This is a genomic window from Kaistella chaponensis (assembly GCF_900156725.1).
In the GTDB taxonomy this organism is placed as follows: domain Bacteria; phylum Bacteroidota; class Bacteroidia; order Flavobacteriales; family Weeksellaceae; genus Kaistella; species Kaistella chaponensis.
On record NZ_FTOI01000012.1, the window covers coordinates 1 to 24,875 of the forward strand.

The window sequence follows — 24,875 nt, forward strand, 5'->3', positions numbered from 1 at the left end:
ATTTAGAAGCAACTTCAGAGGAGTTAGGGATCGGGCGTTTTTTCTATTCAGACTACAAAACATTTTTGCTTAAACACAAGTTTTGGTACTGATCCAAAGGGTTTCTAATTTCTCCGGCGTTGGCTGTTTGATGAGGTATTGATACCACACCAATGCAATGGAACTTAGAATTAGAAATGCATAACAAGCAAAGAAACTCAGGTTTTCACTCGCAGAGATTTTTGAAATTGCAATTGAAAAAAAGGCGATGACCAATCCCACAGAAAACAAAACGTAAATCCATCGAACCCATTGGTATCTGGAAAATCCTATCGAAAATAAAACAGATAAACCGAAAATAAAAATAAACAATCCGATCCCAATTCCCAAATAATCATCATTATCAGTAAATCGGAAACTCAAAAATATTCCGCCGATGTACAACGCCAAAATGGCTAGAACGGGCAAAATGAGTTTTCCGGAATTATTTCCTTTTTTCAAAAACTGATCATGCTGAAAACTAAGATTTGCTTTGAAATCATTGACGGCGTTTTCAATTTTTGAGTTGTATGTTCCGGTGAAAGAAACGGTTGTTTCTAAGTCAGGAAACAGTTTGTTCATAAGGTTGATTTCCTCTTTTGGCAACGTTTGATCCTGCTCTTTGATTTTTTCTAACGTATATTCCTTACCACCAAAAATTCCTAAAACCCGTTTATCATCTTCTATAATTTTTAGAAAACCTTTCGTGGCAAGACTTACAATTGCTGCGGTAATAAAATTATTCGAATAATATCCGTTTTCGATGTATCCCATGGAAGCGGGTGATAAATTCTGTGGCGAAGAAAACTGCGGATAAACGATTGGTTTTTCCGGATCGCGCCCAAATTTTTGCCAGGTTGAAATAAAATAGGCCATCAAACCCAAACCTGCAGCGAAAAGAAGTCCGAAAACTCCATATTTTTCTAGATTTCCGGGTGGAAGTGGAGGTGCGATCAAACCTTTTTTAAAACCCACTGCAACCGTCAAACCTTCCGTAGATTTCAGATCTTTTGCAGACCACTCGATGCTGTTGGAGGATAATTTTTTTTCAGTACAATTGGATGCGGTATTTCCATAACTTCCCGTATAACAAGAAGTCTGTATGAACTCTGCATTTTCCGGAAAGGTCACTTTCGCCGTCACTTCATCGGTGTTCAATTCCCATGCGTTTCCATTTACATTCCAGTAAAATTCATCGTACTCGGGAAAAAAGCCGATTTGATTTTTCGTTTCATAAACGAGGTCGTATTCGTAAATTCCGGGACTTAAGATTTTGTTTTTACTCCCAAAATAGATGATCAGATCGTTCCCTGTTTTTTTGGTGTGGTACTTTTCGTCAGATCCGTTTTTCTTCACGGAAATGAGGTCATATTTCACTTTGATGTTCTTGCCATTCAAATTTCGGCGCGTAGGAAGCGTTCGGAAAATTCCGCGTTTGATGCGGTTTCCTTCTGCATACACTTTAATTTTTTCGGCAATATTTAATGTTCCGTCTTTTGAAATCTGAATATCTGAATGAAAGGATAAAATATGTTCCTCATTCTGACTTTGAACTCCATCCTGACTGAATTCTTGAGCTTTCCCGAAACTGAAGATCAGTACGAGAAAGCCAAAAAGTAAACGTTTCATGTGGTTAGAATTTAATGGTCGGAACGGCGCGTTCTGCAACATTATCCAATTCAAAGAAGGTAGATTTCACAAACTTAAACATTCCTGCGATGATGTTGCTTGGAAAAGTTTCGACCAAAATATTATTTTCCCGAACGGTTCCATTGTAATATCTTCTCGATTTTTCGATTTCTCCTTCCAAAGCAGAAAGTTCACCTTGAAGTTGAAGAAAATTCGTATTCGCTTTTAAATCCGGATATTGTTCTGCAACTGCATTCAGATTCATCATCGCCTGATTCAGGTTTTTTTCCGCAACTTCTTTTTCCTGAAGCGTATTTGCGCCCATTGCTGCAGCTCTTGCACGCGTTATACTGTCGAAAGTTTCTCTTTCGTGTGTTGCATAACCTTTCACGGTTTCTACCAAATTCGGAATGAGGTCATGGCGTTTTTTCAGCATCACATCAATGCTGCTCCATGCTTCCTGAACCATAGTTCTAAGTTTTACCAATCGGTTATAGATGGAAATTGCGTAAAGGAAAAACAGTACAACTGCGCCTATAATAATTAAAAGAGTAATCATAATTTTATTTTTTTTGAAGGTTTAATGAATTCGAAATCTCCTACAATAGGTCTGATTGAAGGCAGAAAAGTTACAATTATTCACATTAATAGTAAATGGTTTAGAAAATACTATCTTTGCAAAAATTTTTGGGCTCAAAAAGTTTGAGTAACCCATTAATAATGTCATTATTAAACAAAATTTTATGTCGAACATTGTTGCCATTGTTGGCCGACCAAACGTAGGGAAATCCACCCTTTTTAACAGATTTTTAGAGAGAAGAGAAGCTATTGTAGATTCCACCGCCGGAGTTACCAGAGACCGTCATTACGGAAAATCTGACTGGAATGGAGTAGAATTCACGGTAATCGATACTGGTGGTTATGAAGTGGATACAGAAGATGCATTCCAAGGTGAAATCATCAAACAGGTTGAATTAGCCGTTGATGAAGCTACCTCGATCATCTTCATGCTGAATGTTGCTGAAGGTTTAACAGATACCGATATTGAGATCCACGAAATGTTGCGTCGTGCAAATAAGCCGCTTTATATTGTAGTGAACAAAGCAGATTCTGCAAGAGAAGAATTGGCTGCAACCGAATTTTATCAGCTGGGAATTTCCAAATATTACACCATGTCTTCTGCAACAGGTTCCGGAACGGGAGAATTGCTGGATGATATCGTGAAAGATTTCCCAACGACCGATTATAAAGATCCTTTCGAAGGTTTACCAAAAATTACGATTGCAGGAAGACCAAATGTGGGGAAATCTACATTGACCAACGCTCTTTTAGACAAGGAACAAAATATTGTAACCGATGTTGCTGGAACAACCCGAGATTCTATCCAAACTTTGTACAATAAATTCGGGCACGAATTTGTTTTGGTTGATACCGCCGGAATGCGCCGTAAAGCTAAAGTTAAGGAAGATTTAGAATTTTATTCCGTAATGCGTTCTGTGCGTTCTATCGAATATTCTGATATCGTGATCATCATGGTTGATGCAACTTTGGGTTGGGAATCTCAGGATATGAATATCTTCGGATTGGCTCAGAAAAACAGAAAAGGAATCGTTATCGTCGTGAACAAATGGGATCTGGTTGAAAAAGAAACCAATACCACGCGTGATTTCGAAGAAGCTATTAAAGCTAAAATTGGTCAGTTTACCGATATTCCAATTCTTTTTGTATCTGCATTAACGAAACAGAGAATTCTGAAAACAGTTGAAGTTGCGATGGAAGTTTACGAAAACAGAGCTAAGAAAATCAAGACTTCTAAATTGAATGAAATAATGCTTCCTGTTTTTGAAAAAACGCCACCACCTGCATTGAAAGGAAAATATGTAAAAATTAAATACTGCGTTCAACTTCCGACACCAAGTCCGCAATTTGTATTTTTCTGCAATTTGCCGCAATATGTGAAGGAAGCGTACAAAAGATTTACCGAAAATCAACTTCGAAAACATTTCGGATTTACCGGTGTTCCTATCGAAATTTACTTCCGTCAGAAATAAAAACCAAAGCCTTTTAGATTTTTTCTAAGAGGCTTTTTAATGTCTTAATTTTTCCCGAAATTTGCAATCTAATATATAGCAATGATAATTATTCTGTCCGACCAATTCTCCCTCGTCAATACGTGGATCAACGAACTTCGAAATGTAGAAATACAAAATGACCGACTTCGGTTCCGCCGAAATATGGAGCGAATCGGAGAAATTGCCGCCTTCGAAATCAGCAAAGATTTGGAACAGAAAGAAATCGAAATCACCACGCCTTTAGATAAAATTAAAGCTCAGGAAGTTGCAGTTCAACCTGTAATTACTACCATTTTAAGAGCTGGAGTTCCTTTGTTTCAGGGAATTTTGAATTATTTGGATCAAGCAGATTGCGGTTTCGTTGCAGCGTATAGGAAACACGATGCGAATGATTATTTTTCCATCAAACAGGATTATTTAACTTGTCCGAATATCGATGGAAGACCTTTAATCGTTGCAGATCCAATGTTGGCAACTGGCGCAAGTTTAATTGAAGCCATTAAAGATTTATTAAACCACGGAAAACCGACTCAACTTCATATTGTTGCCGCAATTGCTTCTCAACAAGGAGTAGATACGATTCAGAAAGCCTATCCAGAAGCAAAAATCTGGGTCGGTGTAATTGATGAAAAACTGACTTCGAAAGGTTATATTACTCCAGGATTGGGCGATGCAGGAGATTTATCTTACGGCGAGAAATTGCAGAAATAAGGAATAATGTTAACATTCGAGAATTTGATGACGTGTTAATGTTCTATTTGCAATCGATTATCAAATTATCAAATTATCATATTTTCAATCCATCGCCATCACTAAAACACTCACATTATTATCTCCGGCTTTTAAGATTTCCCAAGCTACGGCACTCATTGTGTTTCCGGTCGTGAAAACATCATCGATCAATAAAACATGTTGATTAGTGATTTTTCTAGTGATTGAAAATAAATTCTCATTGAAAATTCTTTGGTCTCTGTTTTTTTTAGCTTGGGCTTTTTTGTAGAAATTTCTTTTAATTAAATGGTGATCACAGGGAATTTGCAGTGTCTCCGAGAGTGTATTTGCAAACAAATGAAGTTGATTATAACCTCTTTCTTTTAACTTTTTTTGATGCAGTGGAACCGTCACCAAAAGATCTGGTTTATTTTGGTTTAAATCTAGTTTTTCTAAAGTCCAGTTTGCGAGCATTTTTCCAATTTTTTTACGACTTCCGTATTTTAATTGGTGAATGATTTTCTGACTTGTGCTTTCTTCTTCGAACTGCATTAAAGCAAATGCGTTCTGAACCGGAAACAACAATCGGCATTTTTCAGATAGAAGATTGCGTGCTGAAAACTGATGATGCGTAAATAGAATCTGATCAAAACACAATTCGCAGACTACCTCTTCGGAGGGAATAATTCGATTGCATTCTACGCAGCGATTCGGAAAAAACAAGTCGAGTAAAAACATACTTCATTTGTTTAGTGAAAGTTACAAATAAATTTTACTCACTGTACGTAATCTGTCATCATTCAAAATATTTTCAATCTTTTCGAAGTTTTAACGCCTTTGCGAACGTAAAAAGAAGCGAAAATACAGTAATTATAAAAAAATCTTTGCGTGAAAAATTTTGTAATAGGATTAAAAGTGGACCTTCAGATCACTCTTTAATAAAAAACGAATAAAAATAATTTTGAGTTAAATTGAACATTAATTATTCTAAGTGCTGATAAATAACCAATCATTTTATTTAGATAAATATCTGATTGTAAGTCTTTTATATTCCGTTTATTTTCTTTACTCCACTTAAAGGATTTCCTTCCGAATTTTTTGAATCGATTTTTTCATGTTCTCATTAAAAATTTGCTTTTCCAAGCGCAATGGTGGAGCTTTCCGAACTTCACAGTCCGAGATGCTGCAAAATTCACAGGTTATGCCCACATCAACCGTTTTAATCTGATTGCTTTTTGCAAACTTTATTTTCTTTAATGCATTTGAATTTAAGAGAATTCCGATACAATAACTTCGGTTTGTTCCATCCGAAAAAGGGTTTTTCTGCGATGTAGAAATCACCAAATAGGTTAAACCAGTGTCTTTATAATGAGAAATCTGCGCATCAGTAACCTTTTCGTTTTCCTTTAAACTAGAAAGATTTTTCACTGCAATCCATCTTCTGCAGTAATGTTCGCTTGTCGCATTTGCATGTGGAGCTTGTTGCTGATTCAGGTGTAATTCTTTTAAAATCTGAATTTTATCTGAATTTTTCTTCTTCGTAAAGCACAGATAAAATAAATCTTTAATCCCCAATTCCTGCGGTAAAATATTGGTTAAACGATAGTAAAATGTTTCTGGCGAATTGGTAAATTCTTGAATTAAATTTTCAAAATGAGTAGGATTCCACTCTTCGTTTTGGAAAAAATCACTGAGTTTTTGGGTTAATGTTTCTTTTCGTATGAGTAAAGATCCGGCGAAATATGCCGCGTAATAATTATTCAAAAGTTCTTCAAAACTCGTAAAATCTAGCCACGAATAGGTGTTCGGACGTGGATTTAAATTCAAAATGTTGAAGCCGATTTCTTTCGCGAGGATAAAAGTTTTTTGATCTTCGTCCAAAAGTGCATTCAATAAAAGTAGTTTCTTTTCCGGAATGAAAAGCGACCGTAATTTTCCGGAAGCGCCATATTGTTCCAAATCCAACGATTTTATTTCATACTCAAATTGTTTTTCTAGCAGCTCCTCAAATTCGGCAGATTTTGGTTTGGTAGAAATGTTATTTTCCAGAATGTAATTGTTTGCCTTTTCCTCAATTTCCGGAAAATAATTGTCATACAATTCCTGAAAACTTCGTACCACTGCAAAATAAAACCGCTCTTTGCTCAAATTGTAATTCTTAGAAATTTCAATTAAAGTATTGATGAAAGCGGTCACTTTTTTCGGCGCATCACTGATAATACTAATGAGATTGTTCCTGTTAATACCGAAAAGATCAAGAGGAATTTCTTTGAAAAAATCAGATTGTAAAATTTCTGTAATCGGTGCTAAACTTTTGTCAAGTTTTGTGGAGACCAAATCATCGTAAGTACAGTTTAATGCAGAAGCAAGTTGTGAGATTTTATCGTGTTTCGGGTATTTTTTTCCGTTCTCAATTTCATTCAAATAAGATTTAGAAACACCAGTAATGTGAGCTAAATCCTGCAGAGAATAATTTTTTTTCTGCCGGAACTGCTTCATTTTCAATCCGAAAACCGTTTTTATAAAATCACTGTCGTTTGCCATTGATCAAAAATTAATTTATAATATTTCTAAATAGATTGTAAAATCCGATGGATACAAAGGTAAATAAATTTAAGCGATTGTTCGCAGTATAAATTTTAAAATAAATTTGCGAACGTTCGCTAATAGTGAAAGTTTTTGTTTATGTTTGCAGTACCAAATCATTAAAATTGATCCCTTATGGAAACGGCAACTCAAATTATAATTCTTCCGCAGGAGCAGTACAGCGATATTTTTACCCCTGATTTAGTGCGTTTTTTAACAAAGCTTCATGCAGAATTTAATCGGGATAGAATTAAACTACTTCGTTCAAGAACAATGAGACAGATCGAGTTTGATCATCGTCAACTTCCGGCATTTTTACCAGAAACTGAAGAGATCAGAAGTGGAACTTGGTTGTGTAATCCTTTGCCAAAAGATTTACTCGACAGAAGAGTTGAAATTACGGGACCTGTAGAAAGAAAAATGGTTATCAATGCTTTAAATTCTGGTGCATCCACTTTTATGGCAGATTTTGAAGACAGCAATTCCCCAACTTGGGAAAATTGTATGGACGGACAAATTAATCTTTCAGATGCGGTGAATAAAACCATTAGTTTTGAAAATGAAAATGGTAAAAAATACGAACTCGGCGAGAACTTAGCAACACTTTTGGTTCGTCCAAGAGGTTTGCATTTAGAAGAAAAAAACATTGAGTTTAATGGCGAAAAAGCTTCTGGATCTTTAATCGATTTCGGGATTTACTTCTTTAGAAATGCCCAAAAATTAATCGAAAATGGAAGCGGGCCGTATTTTTATTTGCCAAAATTAGAGCATTACAAAGAAGCAAAATGGTGGAATGATGTTTTCAAATTCGCTCAAGATTATTTACAAATCCCACAAGGAACAATCAAAGCCACGGTTTTAATTGAAACGATTACTGCTGCTTTTCAGCTTGATGAAATTTTATTTGAATTAAAAGAACACAGTTCTGGCTTGAATTGCGGAAGATGGGATTATATCTTTTCTTACATTAAAAAATTTCGAAATCTCCCCGAATTCCTAGTTCCGGATCGCGATCAAGTAACCATGACTTCGCCATTTATGAGTGCTTATTCCAAAAGAGTCATTCAGGTTTGTCACAAAAGAAATGTTCATGCAATGGGCGGAATGGCTGCTCAAATTCCCGTAAAAAATAACGAAGCTGAAAACGAAATCGCGTATGCGAAAGTTCGCGCCGATAAAGAACGTGAAGTGACAAACGGCCACGATGGAACCTGGGTTGCTCATCCAGGATTGGTTTCTGTAGCGAAGAAAATCTTCGATGAATTGATGCCTACTCCCAATCAAATCCATAAAAAATTCGAGGAATATCAGATTTCAGAAGAAAACCTTCTTGAAATTCCAAAAGGAACAATTACAGAAAAAGGCGTTCGAAAAAATATTAATGTCGGAATTCTTTACCTCGAATCTTGGTTAATGGGAGTTGGAGCCGCCGCTTTATATAATTTAATGGAAGACGCTGCAACCGCAGAAATCTCGCGAACGCAAATTTGGCAATGGCTAAAAAACGAGGCGAAATTAGAAGACGGCAGAACTTTAATGCCCGAAATGGTTTTGCATTGGCAAGAAGAAGAATTGCAAAATATCAAAAATTACGTTGGTGAAGAAAGATTCAAAAACGGAAAATTTGAACTCGCCACAGAACTTTTTGATAATCTTATTTTGAACGACAATTTCGAAGAATTTCTGACTTTGAAAGCGTATCAGTTTTTATAGATCTGCTGTCCAAAAACACTTCAAATAATCACGAAATTATTCAACTACAAAAGTCACAAAAGTGCAAACTTTAGAAGAAGTGCAAAAGATCAAAAAGGTAAATAAAAAATTACCCTTTGCTAAGCGAAGTGCCTTTGCGAACGTAGTTTTAGAAGTAGTGAATTGTGAAATCTTTGCGTCCCGATGGCTATCGGGATTGCGTTAAAAAAAATCAATAAAAAAAAATCCAAAAACAAATCAATATGAAAAATCAAGAACAAATCCAGAATCTGGAAAAAGAATGGCTAGAAAGTCCAAGATGGAAAGGAATTACAAGACCTTATTCCGCAGAAAAAGTCCTGAAACTTCGGGGATCTTACAAACTCGATTACACGATCGCCAAATTGATGTCAGAGAAATTATGGGATCAACTCAACAACCAGGATTTCGTAGCAGGTTTAGGCGCCTTAACAGGAAATCAAGCGGTACAGGAAGTTGACGCCGGTTTAGAAGCGATTTATCTTTCCGGATGGCAAGTTGCTGCAGATGCGAATTTGAGCGGTGAAATGTATCCTGACCAAAGTTTATATCCTGCGAATTCAGTTCCATCGGTGGTGAAAAGAATCAATAATGCATTGTTGCGTGCGGATCAAATTCAAACCGTAAATAATGTGGAGGAAGCCAATCGTAAAGAATATTTAGTTCCGATCGTTGCCGATGCAGAAGCAGGTTTCGGTGGAAACTTGAATGCTTTTGAATTGATGAAGCAAATGATTGAAGCTGGAGCAGCCGGAGTTCACTTTGAAGACCAATTATCTTCCGCCAAAAAATGTGGACATTTGGGTGGAAAAGTTTTGGTTCCTACGCAAGAAGCCATCAATAAATTGATTGCAGCTCGTTTAGCAGCTGATGTTTGTGGCGTTCCAACGCTTTTGGTTGCGAGAACCGATGCTGATGCCGCAGATTTATTAACGTCTGATATCGATCCAAGAGATCATAAATTCGTGACCGGTAAAAGAACTTCAGAAGGTTTTTACGAAGTGAAAAATGGAGTAGAGCAAGGCATCGACAGAGGTTTAGCTTATGCGCCATACGCAGATTTGATCTGGATGGAAACTTCAAATCCGGATTTGGATTATGCGAGAAAATTCGCTGAAGGAATCCACGCAAAATTCCCAGGAAAAATGTTGGCTTACAATTGCTCTCCTTCTTTCAACTGGGCCGCAAAATTATCTGTGCCTGAAATGGAAACGTTCCGCGAAGAATTAGCTGCAATGGGTTACAAATTCCAGTTCATCACTTTGGCAGGATTCCATGCTTTAAATACATCGATGTTTGAGTTGGCTTTGGCGTACAAAAAACGCGGAATGGCGGGTTACAGCGAACTTCAGGAAAGAGAATTTGCCCTACAAAAAGAAGGTTTTCGCGCCGTGAAACACCAAAATTTTGTCGGAACTTCTTATTTTGATGAAGTTCAAACCGTAGTTACTGATGGAAATTCTTCTACAACCGCTTTGGCTGGTTCTACGGAAGCAGAGCAGTTTCATTGATAAATACTTTATTCCATAGTTTTTAATTGTTAAGAAGTCCTTCCTATTTTCTGGGGAGGATTTTTTGATTTAAAATTTCACTTGGTTATTTCAATTCCAAGATAATATTGCTGTAAAAATTCACTTATCTTTGCCAAATGATACGCATCACCAAGATTTTTACTTTCGAAACAGCCCACGTTCTCTACAATTACGATGGCAAATGCAAGAATATGCACGGACATTCCTATAAACTTTTTGTCACTGTAAAAGGAATTCCGATCAATGATTTAGACCATCAGAAAAATGGAATGGTGGTAGATTTTGGCGATATTAAAAAAATTGTAAAGTCAGAAATAATCGATGTTTGGGATCATGCCGTGATGTTGAATGGAATTTCACCACACAAACAATTGGGGGAAGATTTAGAAGAAAAAGGCCACAAAGTAATTTATTGCGATTATCAACCAACGTGCGAAAATATGTTGTACGATATCGCCCAAAAAATAAAAAGTCAACTTCCACAAACGGTTACTTTGGCTTATTTAAAACTTCACGAAACCGAAAACTCTTACGGAGAATGGTTTGCAGAAGACCAAGATTAATTTGATCATTTGAAAATGTGGTTATTTGACGATGATCATTAATCGTTACTTTTATAAAAAAATACATCTATTAAACTTTCCAATCTCGAAACTTGCAACCCGAAACTCGCCGCATGAAAATCACTTTAGAACAAAATAAAAAAGTCTATTTCGCTTCCGATCAGCATTTTGGCGCACCTACACCAAAAGAAAGTAAAAGTAGGGAAGAGAAATTTATCCGTTGGTTGGATGTAATAAAAGCTGATGCACAGGTTTTATTTTTGATGGGTGATTTATTTGATTTCTGGCATGAATGGAATCATGTGATTCCCAAAGGTTATGTGCGCGTTTTAGGGAAATTGGCAGAGTTGAAAGATTCTGGAGTTGAACTTTTTATGTTCGTTGGAAATCACGATCTGTGGATGAAAAATTATTTCGAAGAAGAAATTGGGTGCAAAGTATTTTTCGACAAACAGCATTTCGAAATCAATGATAAAAACTTTCTCCTTGCGCATGGAGACGGACTTGGACCGGGAGATAAAGGGTATAAAAGAATGAAAAAATTGTTCACCAATCCTTTTGCACAATGGGCTTTCAAGTGGTTACATCCCGATATTGCGATGAAAATGGCGATTTATTTTTCCACCAAAAATAAAATGATTTCCGGGGAAGAAGACAAAGCTTTTTTGGGCGAAGACAAAGAGTTTCTCATCATTTATTCCAAAGAAAAACTCAAAACCGAAAAGATTGATTATTTCATTTACGGTCATCGACATTTGCCAATGGTTCTCGATTTAGAAAACGGAAAAGCGAAGTACATCAACCTTGGTGACTGGATTTCTTACTTTACGTACGGTGAATTTCAAAGTGAATTTGAACTGAAATCTTTCGAAGGTTAAATTTTATCGGCACTATTATTGACAAAGGGGAAAGAGAATTTTGCGGTATTTCGCAAAAATAGAATCACTTTGATCTTATGAAAAATTTACTATTCGCGTTTTTTTTCGCCTTCATTTCTTCAGCTACGTTTGCTCAGGATAAAACAGCAACCTACCAATTGTCCAGTCATATTTTGGATGTTTCGAAAGGAATGCCTGCTTCTGGAGTGACCATAAAATTGGAAAAATTTAATGATGCAAAAAAAACATGGATTTTGGTAGAAGAAAAAGTAACCGACAAAAATGGTCGCGTTCCAGATTTTTTGCAGAATAATCAATCAAATTTGGGAATCTACAAATTGACCTATTTTACCAGTGATTATTTTAAAAAAATGAAAATGGAAAGTTTTTATCCGTGGGTTGAAGTGGTTTTTCAAATTACCAATGCAGATCATTATCACGTTCCAATCACGCTTTCTGCTTATGGATATTCGACATATAGAGGAAACTAAGAATAGTTTTTTCTTTAAATAAAATTTTTTCAGCGGAATTCAATAATAAATTTTGAATTCCGTTTTTCTTTTGGATATTTTGTAATTTTAAGGATGAACTCTTAAAAAGATAAAGTCATGAGCGCTGGAACTTTTTCTCAAATTTATATTCAACTTGTCTTCGTGGTTAAAGGAAGAGAAAATCTTCTTAGTAAAACTTTCAGGGAAGAAGTTTTTAAATACATGAGCGGAATTATAAAAGCGAAACGACAGAAAAGTATAATCATTAATGGTGTTGAAGATCATGTTCATCTTTTTATTGGGTTGAAACCCAGTATGAGACTTTCTGATTTAGTGAGAGATATTAAAAATAATACGACTAATTTCATTAATGAAAAGCAATTTTTAAGAGGGAAATTTTCCTGGCAAGAAGGGTATGGAGCGTTTTCTTATTCTCAGTCTCATATTGAAAACGTTTACAAATATATTTTAAATCAGGAAATTCACCATCAAAAAAAGAGTTTTAAAGAAGAGTACCTGGAACTTCTGGAGAAATTTCAGATAGCGTATAAAGAAGAATTTTTATTTGATTTTTATGATGACGAAGAGAAGTAGTTGATAATTAGTGGCTTTATAATCATTTCACCTCTTAGCGGTTTTTAATTTTTTTCTGTTTTATAATCATTTCACGCATACGGCGTTTGTGTACTTTTTGTAATACGCTATTACAATCATTTCACGCCTTTGGCGTTTTTGTGTTATTTGTAATACGCTATTAGAACCATTACACCGCTTCGCGGTTGCTATTTTGTTGAAGCCGCTCCTTTTGGCGACCATTTCGTTAGTATTGATAATTCCGTAGGAATGTTATTATTATAATATAAAAGTCAAATCGTCCAAACACCGAAGGTGTGATATTTTTTTAAGCTCTATTCTAAGATATATTCTGCACGCAGATTCTTTATTATTCCCGTTTTCTTTTTCTCTTCATTTTATTTATCAGTATTTTTGCAAGCTATGATGAAGAGCATTTTTCAAATCAAAACCGAAGCTGATTTCCAACAGAAATGTTTGGAAACTTTTCATTTCCAGTACGAAAACATTGAGGTGTACCGAAAGTTCATCGATTTTTTAAAGATCGATCCGAATAGTATTAAGGACATCGAAAAAATTCCGTTTTTGCCAATCGAAATGTTTAAAAATCATACGGTTTTAGACCAAAACAAGAGAACGAATTTGTATTTCCAAAGTTCTGGAACCACACAAATGAATCTATCCAAACATTGGATCGCAGATGAAAAAGTGTATGAAGAAAGCATTGAAAAAAGTTTCGAACAGTTTATAGGGAATCCAAAAGATTTTATTTTCCTTGGATTGTTGCCAAGTTATCTCGAAAAACAAAATTCGTCCTTAATATATATGGTAGATTTTCTGATGAAGAAATCGGGAAAGCCGGAAAATGGATATTTCCTTTACAATCATGCGGATTTGCTGAAATTGCTGCAACAGCTTTCAAATGAAAACAAAAAAGTAATTTTATTCGGAGTTGCTTTTGCTCTTTTAGATTTTCTCGATTTTGCGGAAACCAACCATCATAGGATCGAATCATCAGATCAACTCATCATCATCGAAACAGGCGGAATGAAAGGTAGAAAGGAAGAAATGACGAAAGATGAACTCTTGAAAATTTTTCATAAAGGTTTTGGTACGGAAAAAATTTATTCGGAATATTCCATGACAGAATTGCTCTCTCAAGCTTATTCTTTAGGCAAAAATATTTATGAAAATCCCAACTGGATGCGGATTCTCATTAGAAATACCGAAGATCCTTTCTCTTATGTAGAAGACGGCAAAAATGGCGCGATAAACATTATTGATCTTGCTAATCGCCATTCCTGCAGTTTTATTGCGACGCAGGATTTAGGAAAAATCGTTACAGATTGCGGGATTTCGAGAAATGAGAAAAAAGACGATCATATTGTTACCAAACTGTTTCAGGTTTTGGGGCGTATTGATCATTCCGATATTCGCGGTTGCAGTTTATTGGTGTCTTAATCGTAAATTCATGCTAAAAGTCGAAGAACTTACCTATAATTATATTTCACATTTTTGTGATTTTGAGAAGGATTTGGTGTTGACCAATCACTTCCATTCAGACTGGGAAGCCGATATTTTAATTATTAATGAGCAGGGAATCAGTCACGAAATCGAGATTAAATTTTCCCGAGCTGATTTTAAAAACGATTTTAAAAAGCAGTATCAGAATACTCAGACCAAAGAAAAATTTCTGAAACATGATAAAATTTCGTGCGGCGATTATCCGTGTAATTATTTTAGTTTTTTGATCCCTCAAGGAATGTTGGAATCGCAAGAAATTCCTGAAAACTGCGGAATCATTGAGTTCGATCATAATCCAGATTCTTGGCAGACTACTTTCTATGAAATCAGAAAGCCTCAAAAAATCCATAGCGACCCTTTTTGGAATTTTTTCGATAAAGATTTAATGTTGAAGATGATGGCACGAAATCTCTATTTCAAAAAACTAGAAGTAAAAGGGAAATTTGAAGAATTAATTCTGCCACCGAAATTTTCCGCAAAAAAATGATAAACTTTTTGTTTATGACGGTTACAGTTATGAAAAAACTTTTGCACTTTAAAGGTTAATTTCTTCAAAAAAGAATCGTTGGTTAATTTTGAGGTAAATGGTTTCTTCCTTTATATTTCGAAAAATTGCAAAAGGAAATGAAGGCAGGGAAGAGAAAGGTTACATTTTTTCATTTTTGGGCCTTAAAATGCTTTCGATTGATAAGGATAGAAAAGGTTTCAGTAAATAGATTCACTTTTTCAATCTTTTCTGCTAAGTTGAATCAACCAAAAAATCAGCAAACAGCAAACAGCAGTTGATCAATGCCGCCAAGAAATCTCAACTTTCGAAGCGTGCTTCTGACCAATACCAAATGAAGGAATGGGAAAAACTTTTTATTAAAAAATGCTTCGTTTATTTTGGAAAGTAAAAACTGTTTCTCTTGTTATTCTATGGTCTCGGAAAGAGATAATATGAATTAGCTAATAAATACGCCGAATAATTAGGAAATTACAAGAGTTTATTTTCTTATTCATAAAACATTTTCAACGAATCGTTGGTTTTTACGTAAATTTTATTAATTTTACCTCATCAAAATTTTATATGATGAAATATTTTTATGCCTTATTTTTAGCCGTGATGCTGCCGTTTTTCGCAGTTGCACAGCAAGTTATTACTTATTCAGTAAGTCCTGTTTCTTTTGATGAAAGCGAGGCCATTACCGTTACTTTTAATGTGAATGAAACTGCATTTGGTACAGCCAGTTCGCACGCGCTTTATCTTTGGGCATGGTCAATTGACAGTGCTACTGTTTTGCAGGATTGTCCGACTAATGGTACATGGACTGCTTCGAACCCTGTGAACAAATTAACCTACGTTTCCTCTTCAGGTGGTATCGGAACTTATACCTATACGATGAATACCGTGAAATCTTTTTACGGGAACAGGTCTAATCCACTTTCAAAAATTGGAATGTTGGTAAAAACAATCAATGGCAGCGTTCAATCTCAGGATATCTTGATGAATGTTGGGAAGTTTCAATTTAATTTAACCAATCCTGTTGAAGCAAGTACAAATGTCGTAACGTCGGGTACAGTGATCAATATTACGGGTACTTCTACCTTACCTTCAAATTTTGTTGTGAAAGCAAATGGAACTCCTGTTTATACAAGTTCTGCAGCTTCTACCACTTTGAATTATCCGTATTCTGTAACGCAGGATGCAGCCATGGAAGTAGTTGCTACCAATGCAGCGGACGGAACGGTGGTGACAAAAAGTTTCACCGTCGCGCTTTCTATTCCGGTACAATCTGCGGCAATTCCTTCCTACATGAAACAAGGAATTTCTTACGATTCTGCAGATCCTACAAAAGTTGGTTTGGCAATATATGCACCTTCAAAAGCATATGTTCATGTAATCGGAAGTTTTAATAATTGGGCGGTAAGTGCAAATTATTTGATGAAAAGAGATACAACCAATCCTGATTTGTATTGGTTAGAAATTACAGGTCTTACTCCACAGCAGATTTATACTTTCCAGTACAGAACTGCAGACGGAATTAAAGTTGCCGATCCGTATTCTACATTAGTTTTGTCACCTTATGATGATCCTTATATTAATCAAAATGCTAATGTATATCCAAATTTGCCGGCTTATCCTACAGGTCAAAATTTTGAAGTTTCGGTCATTCAAACAGCAAAACCTGCATACAATTGGAACGTTACCAATTTTGCAAAACCTGCCAAAGAAAACCTTATTGTATATGAATTATTGGTGAGAGATTTTACCACCCAAAAAACATGGCAGTCTTTGATTGACAAAATTTCTTACCTGAAGTCCTTAAAAATAAATGCCGTGGAATTAATGCCAGTAATGGAATTTGATGGTAACAATTCTTGGGGCTACAATACAGGATTTCATTATGCTTTGGATAAAGCCTATGGAACGCCAGAAAAATTTAAGGAGTTCATAGACGTTTGTCATCAAAACGGAATTGCGGTTATCTTAGATATTGCACTGAACCACGCTACAGGAAGAAGCCCAATCGAAAGAATGTGGATGGTTGATCCAAATGGTGATGGATTTGGAGATCCAGCTGCGAATAATCCTTATTTTAATCAAATTGCAAAACATTCTTATAGTGTTTTCAATGATTTCAACCATTCTTCTGCAGCGACTAAATATTATGTAAACCGCGTTCTCGAACAATGGATTAAAGAATATAAAGTAGATGGTTTCCGTTGGGATTTAACCAAAGGATTTACCCAAGCTTGTGCTGCAGGTGATGATGCTTGTACGAATCAATATCAGCAAGATCGTGTGAATATTCTAAAAGGATATGCAGATTACCAATGGAGTTATGATCCGAGTTCTTATATTATTTTCGAGCATTTAGGAACCGATTCTGAAGAAGCGCAGTGGGCAAACTATAAAATAGGCGAAGGAAAAGGTGTGATGATGTGGGATAAACAAACGAATCCTTACAACCAAAACACAATGGGTTACGATACTGGTAGCAATTTTAATAGAGTGAAATATTCCGCACACGGTTTTTCTGAGAGAAGAGCAGTAAGTTATGGCGAAAGTCATGATGAAGAAAGATTGATGTACAAAAATCTAACTTCCGGTGTTTCTGTAGCAGGTTATAACGTAAAAGATTTAGCAACTTCTTTAGAGCGACAAAAAGCTTACGCAGCAGTTTTCCTTACCGTTCCTGGTCCAAAAATGATTTGGCAGTTTGCAGAATTAGGGTTTGATAAAAGCATCTACACTTGTGAGAACGGTACCGTGAATACAGAAACAGATTCAACTCCGGGTGATTGTAAATTAGATCCTAAACCTTCGGCTTTTGGACTTAATTACGATACCAATGCTGCGCGAAAATCATTGTACGATACTTGGGCGAAAATTTTAGAAATCAGATTGTCAAGTGATGTTTTCAATACCAAAACCTTTACCGTAGAATCTGGTAACTTGATGCCGAGATTATTTATCTTTAATAACACTACTTCTAGTGCATTGAAAAATGTGGTGGTCTTAGCAAACTTTACCTCAAGTACCCAAAATATTGTTCCAGATTTCCCATACACCGGCAGTTGGTACAATTTGATGGATAACACGCAATCAAATGTAACGAGCACTACCACACCAATCACCATCGAACCAGGTGGGTTTAGAATATTTGGTAATTCAAAAGCTTTGGCAACAAATGAAGCCAATCAAAGTAAAAATGCAGTGTCACTGGTTCTTACCCAAAATCCGGTAAGCAACGGAACTGCATCGATTCGCTACACCAACGCGAAAAACGGATCATTAGCAATCTATGATTTTTCTGGAACTTTGATTAAAACAGTTCAAGTTTCTAAAGATAATGGTGATGAGAATATATCAGTTAATGGTTTGAAAACCGGAATGTATTTTATTCAACTGAAATCTGAAAAAGGAATTGCAGTTGCGAAAATGATCGTGAAATAAGTTTTTTCAATAATAGTGAAGACCGGTTTGCAGCTACTGTAAACCGGTCTTTTTTTTTAATAATTAAAATCTTTTGGCGTATGTTTGATGTAATCGTCCAGAACTTTTAACTGTTGTAAACTTCCCATTTCAACCAGCTTTTGATACTGCTGAAAGTTGCGAAGATATATTTTTTGGGAGACCAAATTTCCTTTTCTAACGATTTTTGGAAAGATGGAAAATGCTTTATGAGGTTTAGGAATCTGCAAACGCTGATTAATTTCTTCATCCAACAGATGCCAATTCATGCTTTGATGAAGTCGAAGCAACATTTTTCGCTGAAAAGCATAGTTATAAATGGTGTTGTCTAAATTTTCCTGAAGTAAAGCTTTGGCGAGATGCGCAGAATCTTCATCTCCTTGCTCTTGAATCGTAGTCCACCAATAAAATTGTTCTACTGCGTACTGACGGTTTTCAGGTAAGAATTGAGGGGGAATTCCCAGCAAATATCCGATGTATTTCCAAAGGTGAAATACTCCTTTTTCTTCTTCTGATGAAATCTCAATTCCGAGTTTTTTTAAACCCTGCATGAAAACTAATGAAAAACCGGTGTAGGTTGCAATCATATCCCAGGAATTGATCGGTTCGCCCCAATTTTGAAAATTCCAAGTGGTTTTTTCTTTGATCTTTAATCTTGCATAAGAATGCATCAATCGGGTTCTCACAATCAGTTGATATGCCTCGGAATTTATTGTTAAAGCATTTTCCCGAGTCACCCTGATCCAGAATTCCAAGGTGTCTTTCAATCGCTTCACTGCGCCTTTTTTTAAAGCTCCTGTGAAAATTAATGGTTTGTTGAGGTAGGCGAAATCATAACCACCCATCAAAGTAAAATCCCGAAGAATAATTAAACCGTTTGCGCCCGTTCTCATGCAAAATCTTGCGCCGACATTGGCTAAGTTTACATCGAACCAATCGGGAGTTTTCTGCATTTGAAGAAAGAAATTCTTTACATTTTCCTGCACTGTTTCATTTTCAGATATAGAGTGTTCTGAATATTTTTTGATTAAAGCACTCGCTTCGGTGTAGGGAAGTTTTAGATAAGTTTCTTGTACCAATAAATCTCCCAAATCATCGATTTGATGGTAAAGTGGCGAGAGTTTTTGAAAGGTTTGAGGGTTCGGTTTTATATTCGCCCAATCGAGAAGTTCCTTTCCATTTCCTTTTTCCCAGTAATTTTTAAAGCAGGATGAATTTTGAAATTTTGGTGTCATGTTTTTTGATGGTTTAATGGATGGTGGAATCTTTTAACGCAAAGTTCGCAGAAAAAATCTCAAATGAATACTTTCTAACATTAAGTTCGCATAGGCGCGTCGCTTAGCAAAGAAAACTCAAATATTATTGTATAAATTAAGATAATTTTCTTACAATTTTTCAGCCGAGTCTTTTTATTTTGTGGGTTTTGCAATAGGGATAGAAGTGGAAATTCTTTTTCCGCATTGCCACTTTCTGTTTTTAAAATTTTACCGATTCGGAAAAAGATTGACTCAAATTTTTATTTTTCATCAAATTCGGCGAAACTCTTTCCTCATTTTGCAACGAATAGCTCGACCCAAAAAGGATTGTCTAAAACTTTAATAAAAAAACCTCCCGAATTCCGAGAGGTTGATATTAGCAATTGCTCAATATTGTTGATCTATAAAGAAGCAGAATGTACCAATAAATCTGCTAATTTATTAGAATATCCCATTTCGTTGTCATACCAAGAAACTACTTTTACGAAGTTTGGTGATAGCATAATTCCCGCATCTTTATCGAAAACGGAAGTTCTTTTTTCTCCTACGAAATCCTGAGATACTACTGCATCTTCGGTGTATCCTAAGATTCCTTTTAATTCCCCTTCTGAAGCAGCTTTCATCGCTTGACAAATTTCTTCATAAGAAGTTGCTTTTTCTAATCTTACTGTTAAATCAACTACAGAAACGTCTGCTGTTGGTACTCGGAAAGACATTCCGGTTAACTTACCGTTTAGCGCAGGAATTACTTTTCCTACTGCTTTTGCAGCACCTGTAGAAGAAGGAATAATATTGTTCAAAGCAGATCTTCCACCTCTCCAATCTTTCACTGATGGTCCATCAACTGTTTTTTGGGTTGCAGTAGTTGCGTGAACTGTAGTCATTAAACCTTCGATAATACCGAAATTATCGTGCATTACTTTTGCAATCGGCGCCAAACAATTGGTGGTACAAGAAGCGTTGGAGAAAATTTTGATATCATCTGTCAATTCTTTGTGATTTACCCCCATTACAAACATTGGAGTGTCATCTTTGGATGGTGCTGAAAGAATTACTTTTTTCGCACCTGCGTTGATATGCGCTTGAGCTGAATCTTTACTTAAAAATAATCCTGTTGATTCTACGATATATTCTGCACCTACTTCATTCCATTTTAAATTATTTGGATCTTTTTCTGCAGTTACACGAATGTGTTTTCCGTTTACGATAAGGTCATTTCCGGAAACAGAAACTTCACCTTTGAATTCTCCGTGTACAGAATCGTACTTTAACATATATGCCATATATTCAGCATTGATAAGGTCATTGATTCCTACTACCTCGATATTTTCTCTTTCCGCCATTGCTCTGAAAACAAGACGTCCAATTCTACCGAATCCGTTAATTCCTACTTTGATTGTTGACATAATTTTTATTTTTATTTAAATTTATAGTTGTATTAAATTGCAAGAATTTCTGATATTTTCAGTAATTCCTGATCCATTTCGTTGTGTTTTTTAATGGCTTCTTCGATCGAAGTGTAGGTGAGTTTGTTGGATTGCATTCCTGCCATCACATTGGTTTTCCCCTCCATTAAACCAATCACAGCACCATATCCTAATCGACTTGCTAAAACGCGATCTGCACAACTTGGGGAACCTCCTCGCTGAATGTGTCCTAAAATGGTAACACGAATATCATAATCTGGAAAACCTACTTGAGTCGCTTTTGCGAGATCATAAATGCTTCCTAATTTTTCTCCTTCTGCCACAACGACGATACTTGAGGATTTTCCGGCTTTTTCTGCTCTTTCAAAAACTTCAAATAAATCTTCAATGCTGTCTTTTTTTTCAGGAATTAAAATATCAATGGCGCCCGTTGCTAAACCACTGTTGAGAGCGATAAAACCAGCGTCACGTCCCATTACTTCCACAAAAAAAACTCTGTTGTGTGAAGTTGCCGTGTCCCGAATTTTATCAATCGCTTCCATCGCGGTATTGAGTGCGGTGTCGTAACCAATCGTATTGTCGGTTCCAAAAATATCGTTATCGATGGTTCCTGGAATGCCAATTACTTTAATCCCGTATTCTTCATAAAAGATCTTTGCACCTTTGAAAGTTCCGTCTCCACCAATACAAACCATTCCTTCGATACCGTGTTTAACACAATTATCATAGGCTTTTTGTCGGCCTTCTTTGGTCATGAATTCTTTGGATCGGGCAGATTTTAGAATTGTTCCACCTTCGGTGATGATGTTTTTAACAGAGCGAGGTCCCATTCTTGTAAAATCATTATTGATCAAACCATTATAGCCTTCTCTTACTCCGTAACATTCTAGATTATAGTAGCTTGCTGTTCTCACAACCGCTCTTAACGCGGCATTCATACCGGGCGAATCGCCACCGGAAGTGAAAACTGCAATCTTTTTTACAGCGCTTTCTTTCATACATTAAAATTTCAGCACAAATTTACGAAAACAAGTTTAAAGATTAAAGCTTTGTCAAAGAACATTTGGTAAAAATGATTAGTTTTGCAGAATGGTTAGAGAAATAGAATTCAAAAGAATTTTCGCGACCTTTTTTGGAGGCGTTTATATCTTTGTGGCTTTATTTTCTCAGAACTTTCACCACCACGGAAGCGCCGAGATTTTCAAGGACTTTCATTTTAAAAAATCAGAGAAAACCTTTTCGACCGATACGAGTGTTGAAGTTTTTTCCGATTGTCTTTCCTGTCATATTTTGCATGCTGGGAATTTCCTCGTTCCGCAGGATTTTCAGTTGAGCTTTCTTCAATTTGGTGATTTCCAAAAACAAATCTTTTCCTATCAACAAAGATTTGCAAAACGCGAATTTTTCTATTTACCACTTCGCGGTCCTCCTGTAAATTTCATTTAGTAGTATCTATTTTCAAGAAAAATGTTAGTGAAAGGTTTGTTTTCAAGTCTTCGCATTTTTCTGTTTTATCCATTCTAAAATTTAATTTAATGAAATTTACATTCAATATCATGTTGATCTTTTTCGGATTAACGTTTTTCAGCGCACAAAACACCTTCAAAGTTCAGGGAAAAATCATCGATTTTCATGATAAAGTACCTTTAGAAAAAGCGACCATTAAAATTGGTAATTTTACCCAAACCTCAGATTCTTCGGGGAATTTTACTTTTCCTTCGCTGCAAAAAGGAACTTATACTTTAACCGCAATTCATCCGGATTGTGCAAGTTTTACAGAGCAATTAACCATTAATAAAAATCTAGAAATAACCCTCAATTTAGAACATCATGTTAAAGATATTGAAACGGTTTTGATTCATGGGACACATAAAAATAAGAATTCATTAATCATAAAGACTTTAGATAAAAAAGAGTTAGAGAGAAATTCTACGGAAAATTTAGGCAATATTTTGACCTCAATTTCCGGAGTTGGTGCCTTGAAAACAGGAAATAATATCACAAAACCTATTATTCATGGACTTTACGGAAGTCGAGTAGCGATGATCAACAACGGGGTGAAAATGGCGGAACAAGAATGGGGAGTTGAAAATGCACCAAATGTTGATGTGAATCAATTTGAACATCTTGATGTCATCAAAGGAGCTTCTGCCTTAAAATACGGAAGCGACGCAATTGGAGGAGCTGTTTTGATGATTCCCGAAACGTTCAAAAAAGCCGATACTTTGCGTGGATCGGCAAATTTTTCTGGAATTTCCAACGGAAAAGGAGTTGGTTTTGACTTGAATTTAGTGAAAACCTGGAAGAACAATTGGGCTGTAAAAACCACGGGAAGTTTTAAAAAATTGGGTGATTTGAATACGCCCGATTATCTTTTAATGAATACCGGATTGAACTTTAATGCATTTGGATTAAGCGTTCAAAATAACAGTTTTTTGCAGGGAATTTCTTTTGATTATAGTGTTACGAATCAGGAAATTGGTATTTTCCGAGGGTCACATATTGGGAATTTAGATGATTTCTATACTGTTTTGAATTCTGATGTTCCCATTTATCAACGTGATTTTTCCTATTCCATCGATAATCCGAAGCAGGATATTCAACATCACCTGGCGAAAATTTCTGCTTATAAAAGATTTGGGAATTTTGGGAAAATTTCGGTGGATTACAGTTTGCAATACAATCACCGCCGAGAATTTGATGTGAGAAGAGGTGAGCTTTACACGATTCCATCTTTGGATTTGGAATTGATCACGAATCAATTGAACATCAATAACTTGATAGAAAGAGCCAATTGGAATTGGGAAACCGGAATCGATTTAAGCTACCAAAATAACTATTCAACTCCTGAAACACAGGCAAGAAGATTGGTGCCGAATTATAATAAATATTCGGGTGGAATGTATTCAATCTTTAAATACAATTTTTCACCAAAATTTAATGTTGAAGCAGGTTTGAGATATGATTTAACGCAGTATAAAGTTAAAAAATGGTACGACGAAAGCGACTGGAATAATTTATATGCAACCGATTTTTCTCAATTTTATGTGAAAACAGACGGAAATAGGGTTTTTACCGAACCAGTTTTGAATTTTGAGAATTTATCTTTTAATGCGGGAATTCAATGGGTTCCGTCGGAACAATTTAATCTTAAGCTGAATTATGCGAAAGTAGGAAGATCGCCGAATATTGCAGAACTTTTTGCTGATGGACTTCATCATTCAGCCTCCGTTTTAGAACTCGGAAATATGGGTTTGAAAAATGAAGATGGCAATCAATTTAATTTGAATATCGATTCTAAACTCAATGTTTTAGACGGTCTTCAGATTTCAGTTAATCCATATTTATTTCTAACCAAAAATTTCATCAATCAAATTCCGACGGGAGTTCAGAACACGATTCGCGGCGTTTTTCCGGTGTGGACTTATGTGCAGATCGATGCGCAAATGTATGGAATTGATGTCGATGCGAAGTTGGCGATCAATAAAAATTTCACCTACAGTGGTCGTTTTTCTTACGTGAATGGACAAGATACAACCAATGATGAACCCTTAATTTTAATGCTTCCACCCAATTTTGCCAACAGTTTGGAGTTTTCGAAAAGCGGTTGGAAGAATTTCTATTTTAAAGTAGAAAATCAAACCGTTTTGCATCAAACACGTTTCCCAATCTTTAATCCTACCATTCAGATTTATGAAAATGGAGTAGAAGTAGACAAAACGTTGGATTTATCAACACCACCACCAACTTATTCTTTGTGGAACTTACAAACCGGTTTCGATTTCGACAAACATTTTTCGGTTGGTTTAAATATGATTAATGTTTTCAATAAAAACTACAAAGATTATCTGAACAGAATGCGGTATTTCTCTTATGAAATGGGCAGAAACATAATCTTCAATGTAAAGTATAAATTCTAAAAAAAT

The 24,875-nt window shown here is 35.7% G+C and carries 20 protein-coding genes; 13 read left to right on the plus strand and 7 right to left on the minus strand.

Annotation, left to right across the window (positions count from 1 at the left end):
- Positions 1-69 precede the first annotated feature (69 nt).
- Both BW932_RS11550 and BW932_RS11555 read right to left on the minus strand, forming a co-directional pair.
- Positions 70-1,647 carry a DUF2207 domain-containing protein gene (locus tag BW932_RS11550; RefSeq protein WP_159436434.1) on the minus strand — a complete coding sequence of 526 codons (1,578 nt, stop codon included), beginning with the start codon at positions 1,645-1,647 and terminating at the stop codon, positions 70-72.
- Between the two features lie 4 nt (positions 1,648-1,651).
- Positions 1,652-2,206 (minus strand): LemA family protein, encoded by a 555-nt coding sequence (locus BW932_RS11555; protein WP_076387721.1) that lies wholly within the window; start codon positions 2,204-2,206, stop codon positions 1,652-1,654.
- A 184-nt stretch (positions 2,207-2,390) separates the two neighbouring features.
- Between BW932_RS11555 and der the strand changes: the two genes are divergently transcribed.
- Together der and upp are read left to right on the plus strand one after the other, a co-directional pair.
- A complete protein-coding gene (gene der, locus BW932_RS11560) occupies positions 2,391-3,698 on the plus strand; it encodes a ribosome biogenesis GTPase Der (RefSeq protein ID WP_076387723.1) in 1,308 nt (435 codons plus the stop codon).
- Positions 3,699-3,779: 81 nt separating this feature from the next.
- Positions 3,780-4,430 carry a uracil phosphoribosyltransferase gene (upp, locus tag BW932_RS11565; RefSeq protein ID WP_076387725.1) on the plus strand — a complete coding sequence of 217 codons (651 nt, stop codon included), beginning with the start codon at positions 3,780-3,782 and terminating at the stop codon, positions 4,428-4,430.
- An 84-nt stretch (positions 4,431-4,514) separates the two neighbouring features.
- On the opposite strand, the gene BW932_RS11570 is transcribed toward upp, so the two are convergent.
- Both BW932_RS11570 and BW932_RS11575 read right to left on the minus strand, forming a co-directional pair.
- On the minus strand, positions 4,515-5,168 hold the full coding sequence (locus BW932_RS11570) for a ComF family protein (RefSeq protein ID WP_076387727.1): 654 nt from the start codon (positions 5,166-5,168) through the stop codon (positions 4,515-4,517).
- 336 nt (positions 5,169-5,504) lie between these two features.
- Entirely contained in the window at positions 5,505-6,974 is a 1,470-nt protein-coding gene (locus BW932_RS11575; protein ID WP_076387729.1) for a helix-turn-helix domain-containing protein, read from the minus strand.
- Between the two features lie 177 nt (positions 6,975-7,151).
- Between BW932_RS11575 and aceB the strand changes: the two genes are divergently transcribed.
- The 9 genes from aceB to BW932_RS11620 all read left to right on the plus strand — a co-directional run bounded on the left by aceB (position 7,152) and on the right by BW932_RS11620 (position 18,248).
- The gene (gene aceB, locus BW932_RS11580; protein WP_076387731.1) at positions 7,152-8,729 is read left to right on the plus strand and encodes a malate synthase A; all 1,578 of its coding nucleotides are present in this window, start codon (positions 7,152-7,154) and stop codon (positions 8,727-8,729) included.
- A 242-nt stretch (positions 8,730-8,971) separates the two neighbouring features.
- Positions 8,972-10,258, plus strand: a complete 1,287-nt coding sequence (gene aceA / locus BW932_RS11585; protein ID WP_076387733.1) for an isocitrate lyase — start codon at positions 8,972-8,974, stop codon at positions 10,256-10,258.
- Between the two features lie 137 nt (positions 10,259-10,395).
- A complete protein-coding gene (locus tag BW932_RS11590; protein WP_076387735.1) occupies positions 10,396-10,842 on the plus strand; it encodes a 6-pyruvoyl trahydropterin synthase family protein in 447 nt (148 codons plus the stop codon).
- A 113-nt stretch (positions 10,843-10,955) separates the two neighbouring features.
- The gene (locus BW932_RS11595) at positions 10,956-11,720 is read left to right on the plus strand and encodes a UDP-2,3-diacylglucosamine diphosphatase (protein ID WP_076387737.1); all 765 of its coding nucleotides are present in this window, start codon (positions 10,956-10,958) and stop codon (positions 11,718-11,720) included.
- Positions 11,721-11,797: 77 nt separating this feature from the next.
- Entirely contained in the window at positions 11,798-12,211 is a 414-nt protein-coding gene (uraH, locus tag BW932_RS11600) for a hydroxyisourate hydrolase (RefSeq protein WP_076387739.1), read from the plus strand.
- Between the two features lie 117 nt (positions 12,212-12,328).
- Positions 12,329-12,805: an IS200/IS605 family transposase gene (gene tnpA / locus BW932_RS11605; RefSeq protein ID WP_076387741.1), complete on the plus strand. Its 477-nt coding sequence runs from the start codon at positions 12,329-12,331 to the stop codon at positions 12,803-12,805.
- Positions 12,806-13,210: 405 nt separating this feature from the next.
- The gene (locus tag BW932_RS11610; RefSeq protein WP_076387843.1) at positions 13,211-14,245 is read left to right on the plus strand and encodes a LuxE/PaaK family acyltransferase; all 1,035 of its coding nucleotides are present in this window, start codon (positions 13,211-13,213) and stop codon (positions 14,243-14,245) included.
- A 10-nt stretch (positions 14,246-14,255) separates the two neighbouring features.
- Positions 14,256-14,795 (plus strand): hypothetical protein, encoded by a 540-nt coding sequence (locus BW932_RS11615; protein ID WP_076387743.1) that lies wholly within the window; start codon positions 14,256-14,258, stop codon positions 14,793-14,795.
- Between the two features lie 582 nt (positions 14,796-15,377).
- Entirely contained in the window at positions 15,378-18,248 is a 2,871-nt protein-coding gene (locus tag BW932_RS11620; protein ID WP_076387745.1) for an alpha-amylase family glycosyl hydrolase, read from the plus strand.
- Positions 18,249-18,304: 56 nt separating this feature from the next.
- Here BW932_RS11620 and BW932_RS11625 read toward each other — a convergent pair whose 3' ends face one another.
- From BW932_RS11625 to pfkA, 3 genes are all read right to left on the minus strand, one after another.
- Positions 18,305-19,111, minus strand: coding sequence for an oxygenase MpaB family protein (locus BW932_RS11625; protein ID WP_394333208.1), 807 nt, complete (start codon positions 19,109-19,111; stop codon positions 18,305-18,307).
- Positions 19,112-19,923: 812 nt separating this feature from the next.
- Positions 19,924-20,928, minus strand: coding sequence for a type I glyceraldehyde-3-phosphate dehydrogenase (gap, locus tag BW932_RS11630; RefSeq protein WP_076387749.1), 1,005 nt, complete (start codon positions 20,926-20,928; stop codon positions 19,924-19,926).
- Positions 20,929-20,960: 32 nt separating this feature from the next.
- Positions 20,961-21,947 (minus strand): 6-phosphofructokinase, encoded by a 987-nt coding sequence (gene pfkA / locus BW932_RS11635; RefSeq protein WP_076387751.1) that lies wholly within the window; start codon positions 21,945-21,947, stop codon positions 20,961-20,963.
- 91 nt (positions 21,948-22,038) lie between these two features.
- Between pfkA and BW932_RS11640 the strand changes: the two genes are divergently transcribed.
- Both BW932_RS11640 and BW932_RS11645 read left to right on the plus strand, forming a co-directional pair.
- Entirely contained in the window at positions 22,039-22,395 is a 357-nt protein-coding gene (locus BW932_RS11640) for a hypothetical protein (RefSeq protein ID WP_076387753.1), read from the plus strand.
- A gap of 89 nt (positions 22,396-22,484) precedes the next feature.
- Positions 22,485-24,869, plus strand: a complete 2,385-nt coding sequence (locus tag BW932_RS11645) for a TonB-dependent receptor (protein WP_084566512.1) — start codon at positions 22,485-22,487, stop codon at positions 24,867-24,869.
- Positions 24,870-24,875: the final 6 nt, after the last annotated feature.

Coding starts and splice junctions, on each gene's coding strand:
- gap (WP_076387749.1), bottom strand. CDS start 20,928: ATGTCAACAATCAAAGTAGGAATTAACGGATTCGGTAGAATTGGACGT.
- BW932_RS11620 (WP_076387745.1), top strand. CDS start 15,378: ATGATGAAATATTTTTATGCCTTATTTTTAGCCGTGATGCTGCCGTTT.
- BW932_RS11645 (WP_084566512.1), top strand. CDS start 22,485: ATGAAATTTACATTCAATATCATGTTGATCTTTTTCGGATTAACGTTT.
- BW932_RS11550 (WP_159436434.1), bottom strand. CDS start 1,647: ATGAAACGTTTACTTTTTGGCTTTCTCGTACTGATCTTCAGTTTCGGG.
- BW932_RS11570 (WP_076387727.1), bottom strand. CDS start 5,168: ATGTTTTTACTCGACTTGTTTTTTCCGAATCGCTGCGTAGAATGCAAT.
- BW932_RS11575 (WP_076387729.1), bottom strand. CDS start 6,974: ATGGCAAACGACAGTGATTTTATAAAAACGGTTTTCGGATTGAAAATG.
- aceA (WP_076387733.1), top strand. CDS start 8,972: ATGAAAAATCAAGAACAAATCCAGAATCTGGAAAAAGAATGGCTAGAA.
- BW932_RS11615 (WP_076387743.1), top strand. CDS start 14,256: ATGCTAAAAGTCGAAGAACTTACCTATAATTATATTTCACATTTTTGT.
- aceB (WP_076387731.1), top strand. CDS start 7,152: ATGGAAACGGCAACTCAAATTATAATTCTTCCGCAGGAGCAGTACAGC.
- BW932_RS11555 (WP_076387721.1), bottom strand. CDS start 2,206: ATGATTACTCTTTTAATTATTATAGGCGCAGTTGTACTGTTTTTCCTT.
- BW932_RS11625 (WP_394333208.1), bottom strand. CDS start 19,111: ATGGGTGGTTATGATTTCGCCTACCTCAACAAACCATTAATTTTCACA.
- BW932_RS11590 (WP_076387735.1), top strand. CDS start 10,396: ATGATACGCATCACCAAGATTTTTACTTTCGAAACAGCCCACGTTCTC.
- BW932_RS11610 (WP_076387843.1), top strand. CDS start 13,211: ATGAAGAGCATTTTTCAAATCAAAACCGAAGCTGATTTCCAACAGAAA.
- BW932_RS11595 (WP_076387737.1), top strand. CDS start 10,956: ATGAAAATCACTTTAGAACAAAATAAAAAAGTCTATTTCGCTTCCGAT.
- pfkA (WP_076387751.1), bottom strand. CDS start 21,947: ATGAAAGAAAGCGCTGTAAAAAAGATTGCAGTTTTCACTTCCGGTGGC.
- upp (WP_076387725.1), top strand. CDS start 3,780: ATGATAATTATTCTGTCCGACCAATTCTCCCTCGTCAATACGTGGATC.
- BW932_RS11640 (WP_076387753.1), top strand. CDS start 22,039: ATGGTTAGAGAAATAGAATTCAAAAGAATTTTCGCGACCTTTTTTGGA.
- uraH (WP_076387739.1), top strand. CDS start 11,798: ATGAAAAATTTACTATTCGCGTTTTTTTTCGCCTTCATTTCTTCAGCT.
- der (WP_076387723.1), top strand. CDS start 2,391: ATGTCGAACATTGTTGCCATTGTTGGCCGACCAAACGTAGGGAAATCC.
- tnpA (WP_076387741.1), top strand. CDS start 12,329: ATGAGCGCTGGAACTTTTTCTCAAATTTATATTCAACTTGTCTTCGTG.